The sequence below is a fragment of the Enterobacter sp. CC120223-11 genome, from assembly GCF_900215375.1.
Classification (GTDB): domain Bacteria; phylum Pseudomonadota; class Gammaproteobacteria; order Enterobacterales; family Enterobacteriaceae; genus Scandinavium.
The window spans coordinates 80,753-96,173 of sequence record NZ_OBEF01000013.1; the positions used below are offsets into that span (position 1 = coordinate 80,753).

Annotated in this window: 15 protein-coding genes; 1 reads left to right on the forward strand and 14 read right to left on the reverse strand. The window is 59.3% G+C overall.

What is annotated here, in order from left to right; genetic code table 11:
- Window positions 1-3: 3 nt before the first annotated feature.
- From CRO87_RS15530 to CRO87_RS15575, 10 genes are all read right to left on the reverse strand, one after another.
- Window positions 4-1,587 carry an MFS transporter gene (locus tag CRO87_RS15530; protein WP_097163846.1) on the reverse strand — a complete coding sequence of 528 codons (1,584 nt, stop codon included), beginning with the start codon at window positions 1,585-1,587 and terminating at the stop codon, window positions 4-6.
- A 257-nt stretch (window positions 1,588-1,844) separates the two neighbouring features.
- Window positions 1,845-2,240: a flagellar protein FlhE gene (locus CRO87_RS15535; RefSeq protein ID WP_141398708.1), complete on the reverse strand. Its 396-nt coding sequence runs from the start codon at window positions 2,238-2,240 to the stop codon at window positions 1,845-1,847.
- The gene (gene flhA / locus CRO87_RS15540; protein WP_097163848.1) at window positions 2,237-4,315 is read right to left on the reverse strand and encodes a flagellar biosynthesis protein FlhA; all 2,079 of its coding nucleotides are present in this window, start codon (window positions 4,313-4,315) and stop codon (window positions 2,237-2,239) included. Before flhA ends, CRO87_RS15535 begins: the two co-directional genes overlap by 4 nt.
- Window positions 4,308-5,462: a flagellar biosynthesis protein FlhB gene (gene flhB, locus CRO87_RS15545; protein WP_097163849.1), complete on the reverse strand. Its 1,155-nt coding sequence runs from the start codon at window positions 5,460-5,462 to the stop codon at window positions 4,308-4,310. Before flhB ends, flhA begins: the two co-directional genes overlap by 8 nt.
- 115 nt (window positions 5,463-5,577) lie before the next feature.
- Window positions 5,578-6,345: a 3-hydroxybutyrate dehydrogenase gene (locus tag CRO87_RS15550; RefSeq protein WP_097163850.1), complete on the reverse strand. Its 768-nt coding sequence runs from the start codon at window positions 6,343-6,345 to the stop codon at window positions 5,578-5,580.
- Between the two features lie 11 nt (window positions 6,346-6,356).
- Window positions 6,357-7,751, reverse strand: coding sequence for a GntP family permease (locus CRO87_RS15555; RefSeq protein ID WP_176504322.1), 1,395 nt, complete (start codon window positions 7,749-7,751; stop codon window positions 6,357-6,359).
- Window positions 7,752-7,791: 40 nt separating this feature from the next.
- A complete protein-coding gene (locus CRO87_RS15560; RefSeq protein WP_097163852.1) occupies window positions 7,792-8,712 on the reverse strand; it encodes a 3-hydroxyacyl-CoA dehydrogenase family protein in 921 nt (306 codons plus the stop codon).
- Window positions 8,712-9,902 carry an acetyl-CoA C-acetyltransferase gene (locus CRO87_RS15565; RefSeq protein WP_097163853.1) on the reverse strand — a complete coding sequence of 397 codons (1,191 nt, stop codon included), beginning with the start codon at window positions 9,900-9,902 and terminating at the stop codon, window positions 8,712-8,714. The genes CRO87_RS15560 and CRO87_RS15565 overlap by 1 nt, the downstream gene beginning before the upstream one ends.
- Window positions 9,895-10,569, reverse strand: a complete 675-nt coding sequence (locus CRO87_RS15570; protein ID WP_097163854.1) for a CoA transferase subunit B — start codon at window positions 10,567-10,569, stop codon at window positions 9,895-9,897. Before CRO87_RS15570 ends, CRO87_RS15565 begins: the two co-directional genes overlap by 8 nt.
- Before the next feature lie 9 nt (window positions 10,570-10,578).
- Window positions 10,579-11,277, reverse strand: a complete 699-nt coding sequence (locus CRO87_RS15575) for a CoA transferase subunit A (RefSeq protein WP_097163855.1) — start codon at window positions 11,275-11,277, stop codon at window positions 10,579-10,581.
- Window positions 11,278-11,416: 139 nt separating this feature from the next.
- Between CRO87_RS15575 and CRO87_RS15580 the strand changes: the two genes are divergently transcribed.
- Window positions 11,417-12,310 carry a LysR family transcriptional regulator gene (locus tag CRO87_RS15580; RefSeq protein ID WP_097163856.1) on the forward strand — a complete coding sequence of 298 codons (894 nt, stop codon included), beginning with the start codon at window positions 11,417-11,419 and terminating at the stop codon, window positions 12,308-12,310.
- A gap of 135 nt (window positions 12,311-12,445) precedes the next feature.
- Here CRO87_RS15580 and cheZ read toward each other — a convergent pair whose 3' ends face one another.
- From cheZ to cheR, 4 genes are read right to left on the reverse strand one after another with little or no spacing between them, the layout of a single operon-like run.
- The gene (gene cheZ, locus CRO87_RS15585) at window positions 12,446-13,090 is read right to left on the reverse strand and encodes a protein phosphatase CheZ (protein WP_097163857.1); all 645 of its coding nucleotides are present in this window, start codon (window positions 13,088-13,090) and stop codon (window positions 12,446-12,448) included.
- A 10-nt stretch (window positions 13,091-13,100) separates the two neighbouring features.
- Window positions 13,101-13,490 carry a chemotaxis response regulator CheY gene (gene cheY, locus CRO87_RS15590; RefSeq protein ID WP_097163858.1) on the reverse strand — a complete coding sequence of 130 codons (390 nt, stop codon included), beginning with the start codon at window positions 13,488-13,490 and terminating at the stop codon, window positions 13,101-13,103.
- A 15-nt stretch (window positions 13,491-13,505) separates the two neighbouring features.
- Entirely contained in the window at window positions 13,506-14,555 is a 1,050-nt protein-coding gene (locus tag CRO87_RS15595; protein ID WP_097163859.1) for a chemotaxis response regulator protein-glutamate methylesterase, read from the reverse strand.
- The gene (gene cheR / locus CRO87_RS15600) at window positions 14,552-15,418 is read right to left on the reverse strand and encodes a protein-glutamate O-methyltransferase CheR (RefSeq protein ID WP_097163860.1); all 867 of its coding nucleotides are present in this window, start codon (window positions 15,416-15,418) and stop codon (window positions 14,552-14,554) included. The genes CRO87_RS15595 and cheR overlap by 4 nt, the downstream gene beginning before the upstream one ends.
- Window positions 15,419-15,421: the final 3 nt, after the last annotated feature.

The window sequence follows — 15,421 nt, forward strand, 5'->3', positions numbered from 1 at the left end:
TCATTAACCTCTGTTATACGTCGAATTGAGTGGCGTACCCTGCTTCAGCGTTGGGGCCGCAGGCTTGTTGCGATTCAGATAACCTATATTGTTATTGCCCCACAGCGAGTCGAACGGCATGCCAGCGAGCATCTCCACCGTGGCTCTCGCTTCCGGCGTGGCCGCTTCGGCAAAGGCATGCCCGGACTCGCGCATTTTGGCGGTCTCTTCACGCAGCACGCTGTGGGTTTGCAGATTGAGCTTAAAGCGCAGCGACACCAGGAAGCCGCAAATCAGGACCGCGATGGTGCCAAAGCTCAGGATCATCAGAATGGTGTGGCTCACCTCTGCAGGCTGCGTTTTCTGCCCGGAGACAAAGCCGGACATCTGCATGACGATCCCCACCAGCATGATGGCCCCGGCCTGTGAGGCCTTGCGGGTGAGCGTCATGATCCCGGCGAAAATCCCTTCGCGGCGCTGGCCGGTGATCACTTCATCCACGTCGGCAATATAGGTGTAGGTGTTCCACGGCACGTAATTGATGCCGCCACGCCCCAGGCCCGCAATCGCGGAAACCATCAGCATCAGCGACCAGATATCGCTGAGGCCCGCATAGTAGAGGATGGCGTAGGAGAGCGAGCTCAGACCAAACAGCACCACCACCATCCGGTACGACGGCGCAGGCCCGAAGCGGATACACAGCGGCATCATCGCCAGCACCGCAATGAACTGGAAAATCGCCATCGTGCCCATCAGATTCGAGGCAAAAGAAGCCTCCTGCATCAGCACGAACACCACGTAATAGGTGAACACCGCGTTGAATACGTCCTGGGCGATGTAACCACCGAGATACATGCCCAGATGCTGACGGAAGATTTTGATGCGCAGCGTCGAGGTCAGCTCAATAATCAGCCGGTTCAGGCTCTGCGCAAGGCTCAGCCTTTTCTTCTCTTCTTCGGCACGCAGCGCGGCTTCGCTCCACTCTTCACGCGGGCGTTCCCAGGTGAAGAACCAGACGAAGGTCAGCATCAGCGCGCAGAGCACGGAGAACACCAGGCTTGCATAGAAGAAAGAGATGGCGTTGTCCTTGCCAAACTGCGTCAGCAGGATGCCCGGCAGGAAGGAGGCCAGAATCGCCGACATTTGCGCCATCGAAATGCGCGCGCCGGAGAATTTGGTTTTCTGTTTGAAGTCGTCAGTCATCTCCGGCACCAGCGTTTCGTACGGCACCAGAATCATGGTGTAGACGATGTCAAACACCAGGTAAGTCAGCAGGTAGTACCAGAATCCCATATCGCCGACCCACATAAAGGAGTAGCTGAACACGCAGGGAATGCCGAGCAGGATAAAGAACTTACGTCGACCGAAGCGTTTGCCAAGCCGGGTGGAGCCGAAGTTATCCGTGAGGAATCCCATTAGCGGGCTGACCACCGCATCCAGCACCCTGGCGGAGGCAAAGATAAAGGTCGCCTCGATGGGCGTGAGTCCGCAGAAGGTCGTGTAGAAGTACAAAAGCCAGGCGGCGGTCAGCGCAGTGGTTCCTGCCCCGAGGAAATCGCCCGACCCGTAGGCAAGATAATTTGCTAATCCGATCTTACGTGTTTTCATGTGCCGTAATTCCCGTGTTTTTATCAGGAAAGCCCGCCTCATCAGCGCTGAGGATGTCCTTACACGGCTACAGTAGAGCGATGCCTGCGGTGAAACCTTTTCATTTTTGCCAGCCCATCACGACGGCTGGCAGAAATACAAAGAGTCAGCGTATTAGCTTCACTGATTTATAAAACAACGTTTCGTTTGATTCAAAAGGAGAGGTCAAAATTGCGAGCCTGCCTGCATAACCGCGACAGGCAGGTGATAAGAAAGGCTTAACGGTAGTTCACAATGACCTGATTGCTTTGCACATTCAGCGCCGGGATAAGCCTCCCGCCGCCCGGTACTTCCCAGACAAAGCGCAGCGGTTCGGAGGCCGGGATGTTCTGGAGCCCCCACGTATTACCGCTCTGCCCGTCCAGCTCCACGCAGCGGGTTTGCGAACATAAACGCACCCGCAGCCCGGCAGGCGTCGGGCCGATCAGGGTATAGCGCCAGGCAATCATCGTCACCAGGCCGCTGGCGGGCTGAGAAGGCACCAGCGGCGGTGACGACATGGATTCGCCACGATGGCTAAGAATGATGCCGCGGCTACTGGCCTGCCAGGCGCCCTCACCTGTTGCCTGCGCGCAAAGCGGGAATAGCAGCAGCCAGAGTAAACGACGCATTATTTACCTCCGATGGTGGCGGTCATGCGGATCTGACGGTTGTCCGACAGCTCCAGGTTCGACAGCACCACCAGTTGGGGCAGATTGCGCCGCAGGAAGCGGGAGAGCAGAGGTCGCAGCGCATGATTCACCAGCAGCACCGGCGGCGCGCCGAGCATCTCCTGGCGCGATAACGCTTCCTGAGTCTGCGCCAGCAGCCTGTCTGCCAGGCCTGGTTCCAGGCCACCGCCGTTTTGCAGCGCCTGAAGCAGCAGGCGTTCGAGCGGCGTATCCAGCCCGATAACCTGCACCTCACCGTTGCCGGGGAACCACTGCTGAGTGATTGCGCGGCCAAGCGCCACGCGCACCACGTTAGTCAGCTCATGCGGATCGGTCTGCACCGGCGCGTGTTCCGCCAGCGTTTCCAGAATGGTGCGCATATCGCGGATCGGCACTTTTTCATCCAGCAGGTTCTGCAACACCTTGTGCAACGTGGTCAGCGTCACCACGCTCGGCACCAGGTCTTCGGTCAGCTTCGGCATCTCCTGGGTAACCCTGTCGAGCAGCTGTTGCGCCTCCTGACGCCCGAAGAGTTCCGCCGAGTGCAGGCTTATCAGATGGTTGAGGTGCGTGGCAACCACGGTACTGGCCTCCACCACCGTGAAGCCCTGGATTTGCGCCTGCTCTTTCAGCGCGCTCTCAATCCAGATGGCCGCCAGCCCGAAGGCCGGATCGACCGTCGGCTCACCCGGCAGCGTGCCTGCGGCAGTGCCAGGGTTAATCGCCAGCCAGCGCCCCGGATAAGCGTCGCCGCTGCCGATGTCCACGCCCTTGAGCAGAATACGGTAACGCGCCGGAGGGAGATCCATATTGTCGCGGATGTGAACGACCGGCGGCAGGAAGCCCATCTCCTGAGCAAACTTTTTACGAATGGAGCGAATGCGCCCCAGCAGCTCGCCGTCCTGCAGGGAATCCACCATCGGGATCAGCCGATAGCCCACCTCCATGCCCAGCGTGTCCTCCAGCTGCACGTCACTCCACGTGGCTTCTACAGCCTGTGGGTTTTCCTGCGTGCGCACCGGAGCGGCTTCCGCAGGTGCTTTCTGCTCACGCCCGCGCAGCCACCAGGCCAGGCCCAGCAGCGCGGCGGTAAACAGCAGGAAGACAAAGTTTGGCATGCCCGGCACCAGGCCGAGCAAACCGAGCACCGCGGCGCTCAGCAGCATAACGCGAGGGTTGCTGAACAGCTGGCCGACCATCTGCTCGCCCACGTCCTGATCCGTCGCCACGCGCGTCACGATCACACCCGCCGCGGTGGAGATCACCAGCGCCGGGATCTGCGCCACCAGGCCATCACCGATGGTCAGCAAGGTGTAAGACTCTGCGGCGTGCCCCAAATCCATATCATGTTGCAGCACGCCCACCAGCAGGCCGCCGATGACGTTGATCACCATGATCAAAATCCCGGCGATGGCATCACCGCGAACGAACTTACTCGCCCCGTCCATCGAGCCGTAGAAATCCGCTTCCTGGGTTACTTCCGCGCGACGGCGCTTGGCGTCATCTTCGCCAATCAGTCCGGCGTTGAGGTCCGCATCGATTGCCATCTGCTTGCCCGGCATCCCGTCCAGCACAAAGCGCGCGCCCACTTCGGCGATACGGCCCGCACCCTTGGTAATAACCATAAAGTTGATGATAACCAGAATGACGAACACCACGATGCCGATAGCAAAGTTGCCGCCCACCAGGAAGTGACCAAAGGCTTCCACCACCTTCCCCGCCGCGGCGGCCCCGGTATGCCCTTCCATCAGGATGATACGCGTCGACGCCACGTTCAGCGCCAGGCGCAAGAGCGTGGTGAACAGCAGAATAGTCGGGAAGGCGGCAAACTCCAGCGTGCGCTGGGTGAACATCGCCACCAGCAGCACCATGATCGACAGCGCAATATTAAAGGTAAACAGCAGGTCGAGGACGAATGCCGGCAGCGGCAATACCATCATCGAGAGGATAAGCAGGATCAGCACCGGCCCGGCAAGAACTTGCCATTGGGTGGATTTAAAGCTGTCGGGCAGGCGCAGCATTGCGACCAAATTAGCCATCAGTGTCAGTCTCGTTCAAAAAATCCAGTGCTTCAGGCACCGGTAAATGATCAGGTTTTTTCGGCGGCGAACCGCCCGCCAGACGCCAGCGTTTGAGCTGCCAGACCCAGGCCAGCACTTCTGCCACGGCGGCGTACAGCGTGCCGGGAATTTGCTGACCAATCTCAGCATGGCGATACAGCGCACGCGCCAGCGGCGGCGCCTGCAATACAGGAATGCGGTTCTCCTCGCCCAGATCGCGAATTTTTAACGCGATAAGCCCGGCCCCTTTGGCCACCACCTTCGGCGCGCTCATCTTGCTCTCTTCATACTTCAGCGCCACCGCGTAGTGAGTCGGGTTCATCACAATCACATCCGCTTTCGGCACGTCCGCCATCATGCGACGACGCGCGGCAGCTCGCTGCATCTGACGAATGCGCCCTTTCACGTGCGGGTCGCCTTCGCTCTGCTTGAATTCATCGCGAATATCCTGCAGGGACATGCGCAGCTTTTTGATATGGCTGAAAATCTGGAAGAAGACGTCAAAACCCACCATCGGGATCACGCCCAGCGCCACCAGCAGCGCGCACAGGCCCACCAGGTTCAGGGCATTGCCCATGGCGGTCATCGGCGATTCGCTGATAAGCCGCATCATATCTGGCCAGTGGATCCAGACGAACAGCCCCGCCACGCAGCCCACCAGCACCGATTTCAGGATAGCCTTCAGCAGTTCAGCCGCCGACTGAGCGGAAAACATGCGCCCAATTCCCGGCAGCGGGTTGAGCTTGTCGAATTTAAACGCGAGCGATTTCGGGCTGAATACCAGCCCGCCCAGCATCACCGGGCCGAGGATCGCCACAATCACCACGCCGACAATCAGCGGCATCAGCGCCAGCATCGCCTGCTTAATCAGGGAAATGATTTGCCCGAGGATCAGGTTCGGGTCGTTGACGATGCTGTGGTCAAAATGCAGGCCCGATGAAAGCAGACCCGCCAGCCTGCGGGCCAGCGCTTCACCGCCGAACCACAGCACACAAACGCCAACCAGCAAAATGAGAAATGAGGTCAGCTCGCGCGATCGCGGGATCTGCCCTTCCTCACGCGCTTTCTCAAGCCGTTGGGGTGTGGGGGCTTCTGTTTTGTCTTCGTTGTCGCTTTCGTCTGCCACAGACAGCATCCTGCAAATACAGTTCTGAGGACATAATGCCAGCGAAGGGAAAGGCCAATGGACGGAAAAGGAGGTAAATGTGTGGGCTAATGGCTGCATTAGCCCACGAAGAGGATTACTGCGCGACCCAGCCGCCGTCCATATTCCAGGCGGCACCGCGAACCTGTTCGGCGGCGTCGCTGCACAGGAAGCAGGTCAGGCTGCCAAGCTGTTCGGGCGTGACGAACGCCCCGGAAGGCTGCTTCTCACCGAGCAGGCTGTCGCGGGCGGCATCCGGACTTTCCCCTTTGGCAATGCGGGCATCAATTTGCTGCTGCACCAGCGGCGTCAACACCCAGCCCGGGCAAAGCGCATTGCTGGTTATGCCCGTTTGCGCCAGCTCCAGCGCGGTAGTTTTGGTGAAGCCCACCACGCCGTGCTTCGCCGCCACGTACGCCGCCTTATTCTTTGAGGCCACCAGGCCATGCACCGAGGCAATGTTAATGATGCGGCCCCAGTTTTTCGCCTTCATTCCTGGCAGCGCAAGCCGCGTGGTGTGAAACACCGCCGACAGATTGATGGCGAGAATGGCGTTCCATTTATCTACCGGAAACTCATCCACCGGCGCGACGTACTGGATACCGGCGTTATTCACCAGAATATCGACCCCACCGAACTCAGCGCGCGCCCAGGCCATCATTTCCTCTATCTGCCCGGCCGAACTTAAGTCCGCAGGATGATAGCCATACCTGACGCCCAACCCGTCGAGCTGCGCTTTTGCGCCGTCCACGTCGCCAAAGCCGTTGAGGATAATTGCCGCGCCCTGTTTTGCCAGCGCAATCGCGATCCCTAATCCAATCCCGCTGGTAGAGCCAGTCACCAGCGCAGTTTTGCCTTTCAGCATGTGAAATCTCCTTAAACGATCCCGGTGGTGTAGTAGACGGCAATCACGAACAGCACCGCCAGACTTTTAATCAGGGTGATAGCAAAGATACCGCCGTAGGCCTGGCGATGGCTCAGACCCGTGATGGCGAGCAGAGTAATGACCGCGCCGTTGTGCGGCAGCGTGTCCATGCCACCGCTCGCCATCGACGCTACGCGGTGCAGCACCTCAAGCGGAATATTGGCGGCGTGGGCAGCGGCGATAAACGTATCGGACATGGCCGCCAGCGCGATGCTCATCCCGCCAGAGGCGGACCCCGTGATCCCCGCAAGCGTGGTGACGCTGATCGCTTCGTTCAGTAGCGGGTTAGGGATAGCCGCGAGTCCCTTCGACAGCACCAGGAAACCCGGCAGCGCCGCAATCACCGCGCCAAAGCCATACTCGGATGCTGTGTTCATTGCCGCCAGAATGGCCCCGGACACCGCCGTTCGGCTCCCCTCGGCCATGCGCCCACGAATTTGACGAAAACCGCCAATCAGCACGACCAGAATGCCGATGACCAGAGCCGCTTCCACGGCCCAAATCGCGGTGATTTTTTTCACGTCAGTGTCAATGGGTGCCGCAAGACCCGGCAGCACCAGTTGATGTGACGCGCCGTACCACTCGGGGATCCAGCGCGTGAACAGCAGGTTAAACAGCCCCACCAGGATCAGCGGCGCAATGGCCAACAGCGGGTTGGGCAGAGCAATGTTATCTGGGGTTTCCGGTTCGTTTTGCAGATCCGTGCCATAGCCTTCTCCGCGCGACAGCGCTTTACGGCGCTGCACGTCGAGGTAAAAAAGCCCAACGGCGATGATAAACAGCGAACCAATCAGCCCCAGCCACGGCGCGGCCCAGGCGTTAGTGCCAAAGAAGCTGGTAGGAATGATGTTCTGGATTTGCGGCGTGCCCGGCAGCGCGTCCATGGTGAAAGAGAATGCGCCCAGCGCGACCGTCGCCGGAATCAGGCGCTTCGGGATGCCGCTCTGGCGGAACAGCTCGGCGGCAAAGGGATAGACGGCAAAGGCCACCACGAACAGCGACACTCCGCCATAGGTCAGCAGCGCGCAAACCAGTACGATCACAGGAATCGCGTGACGGCGCCCGAGAATGCGGATGGCGGCGGCCACAATCGAGCGGGAAAAGCCTGACAGCTCAATCAGCTTGCCAAAAATCGCGCCCAGCAGAAACACCGGGAAGTAGAGTTTCACAAAGCCGACCATTTTTTCCATAAACAGGCCGGTGAACGCCGGGGCCACAGCGCTCGGTTCGGTCAGCAGCACCGCACCCAGCGCCGCTATCGGGGCAAACAGTATCACGCTGTAGCCGCGATAGGCGGCCAGCATCAGCAGGGCCAGTGCGGCCAGGGCAATCAATACGCTCATCATCACTCCAGAATTATTGTCATTGTGGGTACAGATAAAGTGACTACGGCTTCAGGGCGTGGCGCATTTGCCAGACCCGTCGCTCACGAATGCGTTCCCTGCGCGCCTCATCCCATTGATAAAATCCCTGCCCGCTGCGTTCACCGGTCTGGCCTGCCGCCACCTTGTCGCGAACCAGCGCCATCATCTCTTCGCCGCTGGCGAGTTCCGGCAGCAGGTGGGCACAAATATCGGCAACGGTATTCAGTCCAGTCATGTCGGCGGCCTCCAGCGGGCCCACCATGCCGTAGCGACGCCCAAGCGAAGCACGCATCACGCGATCGACCTCCTCGGCCGTGGCGATCCCGCTCCCGACGATGTGCAGTGCTTCACGCAGAAGCGCAAACTGCAGCCGGTTGCCAATAAACCCCGGCGCGGCCCGATTCAGGCGCACGGCTTCAAGGCCCATTTCGCTGAACAGCGTCTGGAGCCCCTCGAGGTAAGCCGGGACGGTCGCGCTGCCGGGTACCAATTCCACCAGTGGAATAAAGTGCGGCGGATGCCAGAAGTGGGCGATCAGCAGGCGTTCAGGATGACGCATATTTTCTGCCAGCCTGTCGGGCAGCAGGCCGCTGGTGTTGCTGGCAATAATCGTCTGCGGCGAAACGCAGTCTTCCAGCATCGCGTAAAGCTTGTGCTTGAGTTCGAGCTGCTCAGGAATCGCTTCGACGATCAGTTCACAATCGCGCAGGCTGTCCATGAAGGACGTTGTTTCGATTCGGGCCAGCACGGAGGCCTTGTTCTTCGGTTCAAACTGGCCCGCATCGCTCAGCTCATCCAGGATGGCCGCCGCCGTTGTGTTCACCGCCGCCAGCCGGGCCAGGTCGTTATCGAGCAGCAATACGGATTTCCCCGCGCGGGCAAAAGCGGTGGCAATCCCCACGCCCATCAGGCCTGCGCCAATCACACAGTAACGATGCTGCATCAGTTCCCTCCTCTTTCGATGGCCATCGCCACGCCCATTCCGCCACCGACGCACAGCGTCGCCAGCCCCTTCTGAGCCTCCCGGCGCTGCATTTCATACAGCAGCGAGACCAGAATGCGGGAGCCGGAAGCGCCAATCGGATGCCCAAGCGCGATCGCCCCGCCGTTGACGTTTACCCGCTGCGGATCCAGCCCAAGACTTTGCAACACCACCAGCGCCTGCACGGCAAAGGCTTCGTTGCCTTCCACCAGATCGAGTTCATCGATATTCCAGCCCGCTTTCGCCAGACAAGCCTGCGTGGCAGGCACTGGGCCAAAGCCCATAATTTGCGGATCGACGCCTGCACTGGCATATCCCGCGATGCGCGCCAGCACCGGTAATTTCATCTCGCGAGCCAAATCTTCACTCATCAGCATCACCGCCGCGGCCCCGTCGTTGAGAGTCGAGGCATTCCCGGCCGTGACCGTTCCACCCTGCGGTAAAAAGGCCGGGCGCAGCACCGCCAGGCTCTCCTGGGTGGTTTCTTTACGCGGCTGTTCGTCGGCGTCGATCACTCGCGTTTTGCCCTTTCCGACAGGCACAGTGACCGGCGTGATTTCTGCGCTGAAGCGACCGGCCTCCTGTGCGGCAGCCGCTTTTTGCTGCGAGGCAACGGCAAAGGCGTCCTGCTGTTCCCGGCTCACCGAGTAGCGCGAGGCCAGGTTTTCAGCAGTGATGCCCATGTGGTAATCGTGAAAGGCATCCCACAGTCCATCCTGAATCATGCTGTCCTGAATCTGTCGATGCCCGGCCCGCAGCCCGGAACGGGCGCCTGGCAGGAGGTATGGCGCATTGCTCATACTCTCCTGGCCCCCGGCAATCACCACACGAGCATCACCGAGCGCGATGGCACGGGCCCCTTCAATGACCGCCTGCAATCCTGAACCGCAAACCAGATTCAGCGTCATAGCGGGCGTTGTGACTGGCAGACCTGCTTTAATAGCGCTCTGACGAGCCGGATTTTGCCCGCAGCCCGCGGTTAACACCTGCCCCATCAGCACGCTGTCTACAAGCGAGGTATCAAGGCCCGTTTTTTTGAGCAGTTCGCCAATCACAATAGCCCCAAGCTCATTGGCCGCCAGCAGCGAAAGGCTGCCCTGAAAAGCGCCAATCGGCGTGCGCGTGGCAGCCACGATGACGACGTTATGCATAATGACTCTCCTCACCAAACTGCATCTCCGGCACGTGGTCAGGCACGACCAGCCGCCCGGCTGTTTTGCTGACGATCTCCTCGACGCTGACGCCAGGCGCACGCTCTTTCAGTACAAATGCACCGTCACGAATCTCAAGCCACGCCAGATCGGTGAGCACCTGGCGAATGCAGCCCGCCCCCGTCAGCGGCAGCGTGCAGCGCGAAAGCAGCTTGGACTCTCCGTTGCGCGCCGCGTGGGTCATAACCACGATGATATTTTCCGCGCCCGCGACAAGATCCATCGCCCCGCCCATCCCTTTCACCATCTTTCCCGGGATCATCCATGAGGCGATATTGCCCTCAACGTCCACCTCGAACGCGCCGAGCACGGTAAGGTCCACGTGACCACCGCGGATCATGGCGAAGGAGTCGGCGGAGTTAAAAATGGCAGCTCCGGGGCGAGCGGTGACGGTCTGCTTTCCGGCGTTGATCATGTCGGCATCCAGCTCGGCTTCGGTGGGAAAGCTCCCCATCCCGAGCAGGCCATTTTCGGATTGCAGCATCACGTCCATACCGTCTGGTACGTAGTTGGCCACCAGCGTCGGAATACCGATGCCAAGATTGACGTAATAGCCGTCGCGCAGTTCGCGTGCCACACGCTGCGCCATCTGTTCACGAGTCAACATCCTGGCTCCTTATGTGCGCAGCGTGCGCTGTTCAATGCGTTTTTCGAAATGCCCCTGAATGAGGCGATCGACGTAGATACCCGGGGTATGAATGGCGGCCGGGTCTAGCTCGCCCGGAGGTACTATCTCTTCCACTTCCACCACGGTGATGCGCCCGGCGCAGGCCATCAGCGGGTTGAAGTTTTGTGCCGTGTGGCGATAGATAACGTTGCCGTACCAGTCCGCTTTCCAGCCCTTCACAATGGCGAAGTCGCCGCGTAAAGCCTGCTCCAGGATATAAGGCCGACCGTCAAAGTCGCGTACCTCTTTACCTTCGGCGACAGGCGTGCCGTAGCCGGTGGCGGTGTAAAACGCCGGAATGCCTGCCCCACCCGCCCGCAGCTTTTCCGCCAGCGTTCCCTGCGGGGTGAGCTCTGCTTCCAGCTCACCGGAGATCACCTGTTGTTCGAACAGCGCGTTTTCGCCAACATAAGAGGCGATCACCTTTTTGATTTGCCTTGTTTCCAGCAGCAACCCCAGACCGAAACCGTCCACGCCGCAGTTATTGGAAACTACGGTCAAATTCTTCACCGCACGGCGACGAATTTCTGCAATCAGGTTTTCCGGTATACCGCAGAGGCCAAACCCGCCTGCCAGTACGGTCATGCCATCGGTAATGCCTTCCAGCGCTTCGGCGTAGCTGCCAACGCGTTTATCCAGTCCTGCCATTGCCTGCCCTCCTTTTATGGTGGAGGCATCATCACGGGCAGGAACTCATCTGTTAATTTTGAATTTGTGAGCGATTGATGAGTTTTCTAAATCAATAAATTGTTAAATCAATGTTTTCATATCGTTAAGAAAAACAAAAATGAAAATGAGCATCAAACAGTTACGCGCGTTTTTAGCGGTAGCTCACACTCTGAACTTTGCTCTGGCGAGTGAAAAACTGAATATGTCGCAGCCTGCCCTGAGCCTTGCTATCCACAGTCTGGAAGATGCCCTCGGCGGAATGCTGTTCACCCGAACCACCCGACGCGTGGCGCTGACGGCAGAGGGTGATGCCTTTTTCCCGATGGCACGACGGCTGCTGGCCGACTGGGATAACACCGAAGAAGCCATGCGCCAGCGCTTTACCCTGCAAACCGGGAAAGTATCCGTGGCGGCGATGCCCTCCTTTGCCGCCAATGCCCTGCCGCCGGTGCTGAAAACCTTTCGCGACCGCTATCGTGGCGTGAACGTGACCGTGCATGATGTGATCAATGAGCAGGTGATTGAAATGGTGAGCGAGGGGCGCGTGGAAATGGGCGTGGCGTTCGAGCCTGCGGCATCGTCCAGCCTGCAATTTACGCCATTAGGGGTGGATCGTTTTGTGGCTGTTGTTCCACAGCACAGCCCGCTGGCACAGAAGCCGCACGTCACCTGGCGAGAATTGCTGATGTCCGATTTCATCACCCTCCAGCGCCCGTCCGCCGTGCGTATCCTGCTGGAAGAGACGTTGATTCAGCACGGACATGCGCTGAAGGTCGCGTTTGAAAGCCATCAACTGGTCACCGTCGGCAGGATGGTGGCAAACGGGCTTGGCGTCAGCGCCGTGCCCGCCTTATGCGAAGCACAAATGGGAGAGCTGGGCGCGGTGTGCGTCCCGCTGGGAAACCCGGTAATTGAGCGTCAGATTGGCGTGATCCGTACGGCCCACGGCCAGCTTTCCACGGCCGCTGCCGCTCTGCTTAACACGATCCTGCAACAGTGTCAGCCGCGATAAAAAGCAACAGGAGGCCGAAGCCTCCCGTTACATTCCTGCCCGGTGGCGGCTACGCCTTACCGGGCCTACGGTGTTTCAAGGTACGGGCCGCAGGCCGGATAAGCATCAGCGCCATCCTGCAATCTGCCCGACAAATCAGAACCCTAAACTGTCCAGCAAATCGTCCACCTGGTCCTGACTTGCAACCACGCCCGCCTTGCTGGTGTCCATTTGCGGGCCATTGAGCAGGCTTTCGTTCTCCCGCTTCTGGCGTGCGTTCTGGTCAGGCATGTTTTCCAGCAGCACCATCAGCAACTGGCGCTCAATCTCCTGGATAACGTCCATCATCCGCTTGATCACCTGCCCGGTCAGATCCTGGAAGTCCTGCGCCATCATGATTTCCAGCAGTTGGGCATTGGTGAAGCTGGTGTGCTTTGGTACCTCCGACAGGTAGCTTCGGGTGTCGGTCACCAGCTCGCGGGCATCGCTCAGCTCGAGCGGGTTTTCAAACCACTCATCCCAGCGGCCGGAGAGCGCTTTGGCTTCCTTTTCCATCTGGTTTTGATGAGGCTGCGAAAGCTCCACACAGTTCAACGCGCGCTCTGCGGCCTGTGCGGTCATCTGCACGACGTAATCCAGACGGTCGCGGGCATCCGGGATAGCCTCTGCCGCTTCGGCAATGGCCTGGTCAAGACCGAGCTCGCGCAGGCTGTCGCGCAGCATGCGGGTCAGGCTGCCGATTCGGGCGATAATGTCGCCCGCTGAATGCTCGTCACTCGGTTTCATGGGGTGTTGAGTCATCGTCAGGGCCTCACATACCGAGTTTTTCGAAGATTTTGTTCAGTTTCTCCTCGAGGATAGCCGCCGTAAACGGTTTGACGACGTATCCGCTGGCACCCGCCTGCGCCGCCGCGATGATGTTCTCTTTCTTGGCTTCCGCCGTCACCATCAGCACCGGCAGCGCCGCCATGGCACCGTCGCCGCGAATGGTTTTCAGCAGGTCCAGGCCGTCCATGTTCGGCATGTTCCAGTCTGAAATCACAAAACCGAACCCGCCCGCGTGCAGCTTGTTCAGTGCATCCACGCCATCTTCCGCTTCTTCAACGTTGTTGAATCCCAGTTCCTTCAACAGGTTACGCACAATGCGACGCATGGTGGAAAAGTCATCCACAACCAGAAATTTAAGCTCTTTATCCGCCATTTATTTTTACTCCCCTTAAATACGTATTGCCTGTCCGGCACTGATTTTCGCCAGCATCTGCTGGCTTACCTGGCTGAGATCGACCACTTCGCTGACGCCACCCATATTGATGGCCTCACGCGGCATGCCGAACACCACACAACTTGCTTCGTTCTGGGCAATGGTCCAGGCGCCCGCCTGGTGCATCGCCAGCATTCCGGCGGCGCCGTCGTTGCCCATGCCGGTGAGGATCACCCCCACGGCATTACGCCCGGCGTTTTTCGCCACCGAATGAAACAGCACATCCACCGACGGACGGTGCCGGTTCACCGGCGGCCCGTCGTGAATTTTGATCTGATAGTTCGCCCCGCTGCGCGCCAGCTCCATATGCTTGTCGCCCGGCGCGATGTAGGCGTGCCCCGGCAGTACGCGCTCGCCGTCTTCCGCTTCTTTCACCGCTATCTGGCACAGCTTGTTCAGCCGTTCAGCAAAGGAACGGGTGAATCCTGGCGGCATATGCTGGGTGATCAGAATCGCCGGGCTGGTCAAGGGTAAAGGCTGTAAGACGTGACGAATGGCCTCGGTTCCTCCCGTTGACGCGCCAATCACCAGCAGCTTTTCCGAGCTCAGCATCGGCCCGGCCTTCAGCGCTTTGGGCGCAGCCAGCGGTTTATGCGCACTCAGCTGGGCGCGCGAGGCGGCCCGCACTTTGTCGGCAATCATTTCGCTGTAGGCCAACATCCCTTCACGGATGCCGATCTGCGGCTTGGTGACGAAATCCACAGCCCCAAGCTCCAGCGCACGCAGCGTGACCTCTGAACCTTTACCGGTCAGCGAAGAAACCATCACCACCGGCATCGGGCGCAGGCGCATCAGCTTTTCCAGGAAATCGAGGCCGTCCATGCGCGGCATTTCGACATCGAGCGTCAGTACGTCAGGATTAAATTTCTTAATAAGATCGCGGGCAACCAGCGGATCGGGCGCGGTTGCCACCATTTCCATGTCGCTGTGGCTGTTAATAATTTCCGTCATTATCTGACGCATCAATGCCGAATCATCTACAGACAACACCCTGATTTTATTCATGCTTTATCCTTACTCAGCGCGTACACCGTCTGCCCCCGCAGACTGAACTCGCGCACGAGGTTGCTGAAGTTTTCTGAATGCCCGGCAAACAGTAATCCGTCAGGCTTTAGCAGGGGAACAAAGCGACGCAATATGTCCTGCTGCGTCGTCTTATCAAAATAAATCATCACGTTACGGCAAAAAATAGCGTCAAACGGCCCCGGCACGTTGTAGGTTCGGTCCAGCAGGTTCACCGGGGAGAAATCCACGTAGTTCGCCAGTTCCTGACGCACGCGTACCAGCCCGCTGTGTGGCCCGGTACCGCGCATGAAATAGTGCTGAAGCTGCTGCTGCGACAGCGTTTTCAGCTCATCCTGACGATAGACGCCGCTTTGCGCTTTGTTCAGCACTTCGGTATCAATGTCGCTGGCAAACACCTTCCAGCGACCCGGCGCGGTGCCGAGCGTGTCGGCAAGCGTGATGGCAATCGAATAGGGTTCTTCCCCGGTCGACGCCGCCGCACTCCACACGCGATACTCGCCCTGACGCCGTTTTGCGTGCTCGGCAAGCGTCGGGAAATGGTGCGCCTCACGGAAAAAGGCCGTCAGGTTAGTGGTCAGGGAATTGATAAACGCCTGCCATTCGGCGTTATCCTGATTGGCCTCCAGCATCGCCAGATAGCGGCCAAAATCATCCAGTCCAAGCTGGCGCAGACGGCGCACCAGCCGGTTGTACACCATGTCGCGCTTGTGATCGGCCAGCACAATACCTGCGCGCTGGTAGATCAACTGGCAAATCCGACGAAACTGCGCGTCGGATAGCGCGAGGCGCTGTGTCATCTGCGTGAGGAGTGACGATTGCCCTTGGGGCAGAGTTGCTGTCATAGC

Excerpts from the sequence above, each read along its gene's own strand:
- CRO87_RS15530 (WP_097163846.1), bottom strand. The coding sequence starts at position 1,587 with ATGAAAACACGTAAGATCGGATTAGCAAATTATCTTGCCTACGGGTCG.
- flhA (WP_097163848.1), bottom strand. The coding sequence starts at position 4,315 with ATGGCTAATTTGGTCGCAATGCTGCGCCTGCCCGACAGCTTTAAATCC.
- CRO87_RS15550 (WP_097163850.1), bottom strand. The coding sequence starts at position 6,345 with ATGCTGAAAGGCAAAACTGCGCTGGTGACTGGCTCTACCAGCGGGATT.
- CRO87_RS15555 (WP_176504322.1), bottom strand. The coding sequence starts at position 7,751 with ATGATGAGCGTATTGATTGCCCTGGCCGCACTGGCCCTGCTGATGCTG.
- CRO87_RS15560 (WP_097163852.1), bottom strand. The coding sequence starts at position 8,712 with ATGCAGCATCGTTACTGTGTGATTGGCGCAGGCCTGATGGGCGTGGGG.
- CRO87_RS15565 (WP_097163853.1), bottom strand. The coding sequence starts at position 9,902 with ATGCATAACGTCGTCATCGTGGCTGCCACGCGCACGCCGATTGGCGCT.
- CRO87_RS15570 (WP_097163854.1), bottom strand. The coding sequence starts at position 10,569 with ATGTTGACTCGTGAACAGATGGCGCAGCGTGTGGCACGCGAACTGCGC.
- CRO87_RS15575 (WP_097163855.1), bottom strand. The coding sequence starts at position 11,277 with ATGGCAGGACTGGATAAACGCGTTGGCAGCTACGCCGAAGCGCTGGAA.
- CRO87_RS15580 (WP_097163856.1), top strand. The coding sequence starts at position 11,417 with ATGAAAATGAGCATCAAACAGTTACGCGCGTTTTTAGCGGTAGCTCAC.
- cheZ (WP_097163857.1), bottom strand. The coding sequence starts at position 13,090 with ATGACTCAACACCCCATGAAACCGAGTGACGAGCATTCAGCGGGCGAC.
- cheY (WP_097163858.1), bottom strand. The coding sequence starts at position 13,490 with ATGGCGGATAAAGAGCTTAAATTTCTGGTTGTGGATGACTTTTCCACC.
- CRO87_RS15595 (WP_097163859.1), bottom strand. The coding sequence starts at position 14,555 with ATGAATAAAATCAGGGTGTTGTCTGTAGATGATTCGGCATTGATGCGT.
- cheR (WP_097163860.1), bottom strand. The coding sequence starts at position 15,418 with ATGACAGCAACTCTGCCCCAAGGGCAATCGTCACTCCTCACGCAGATG.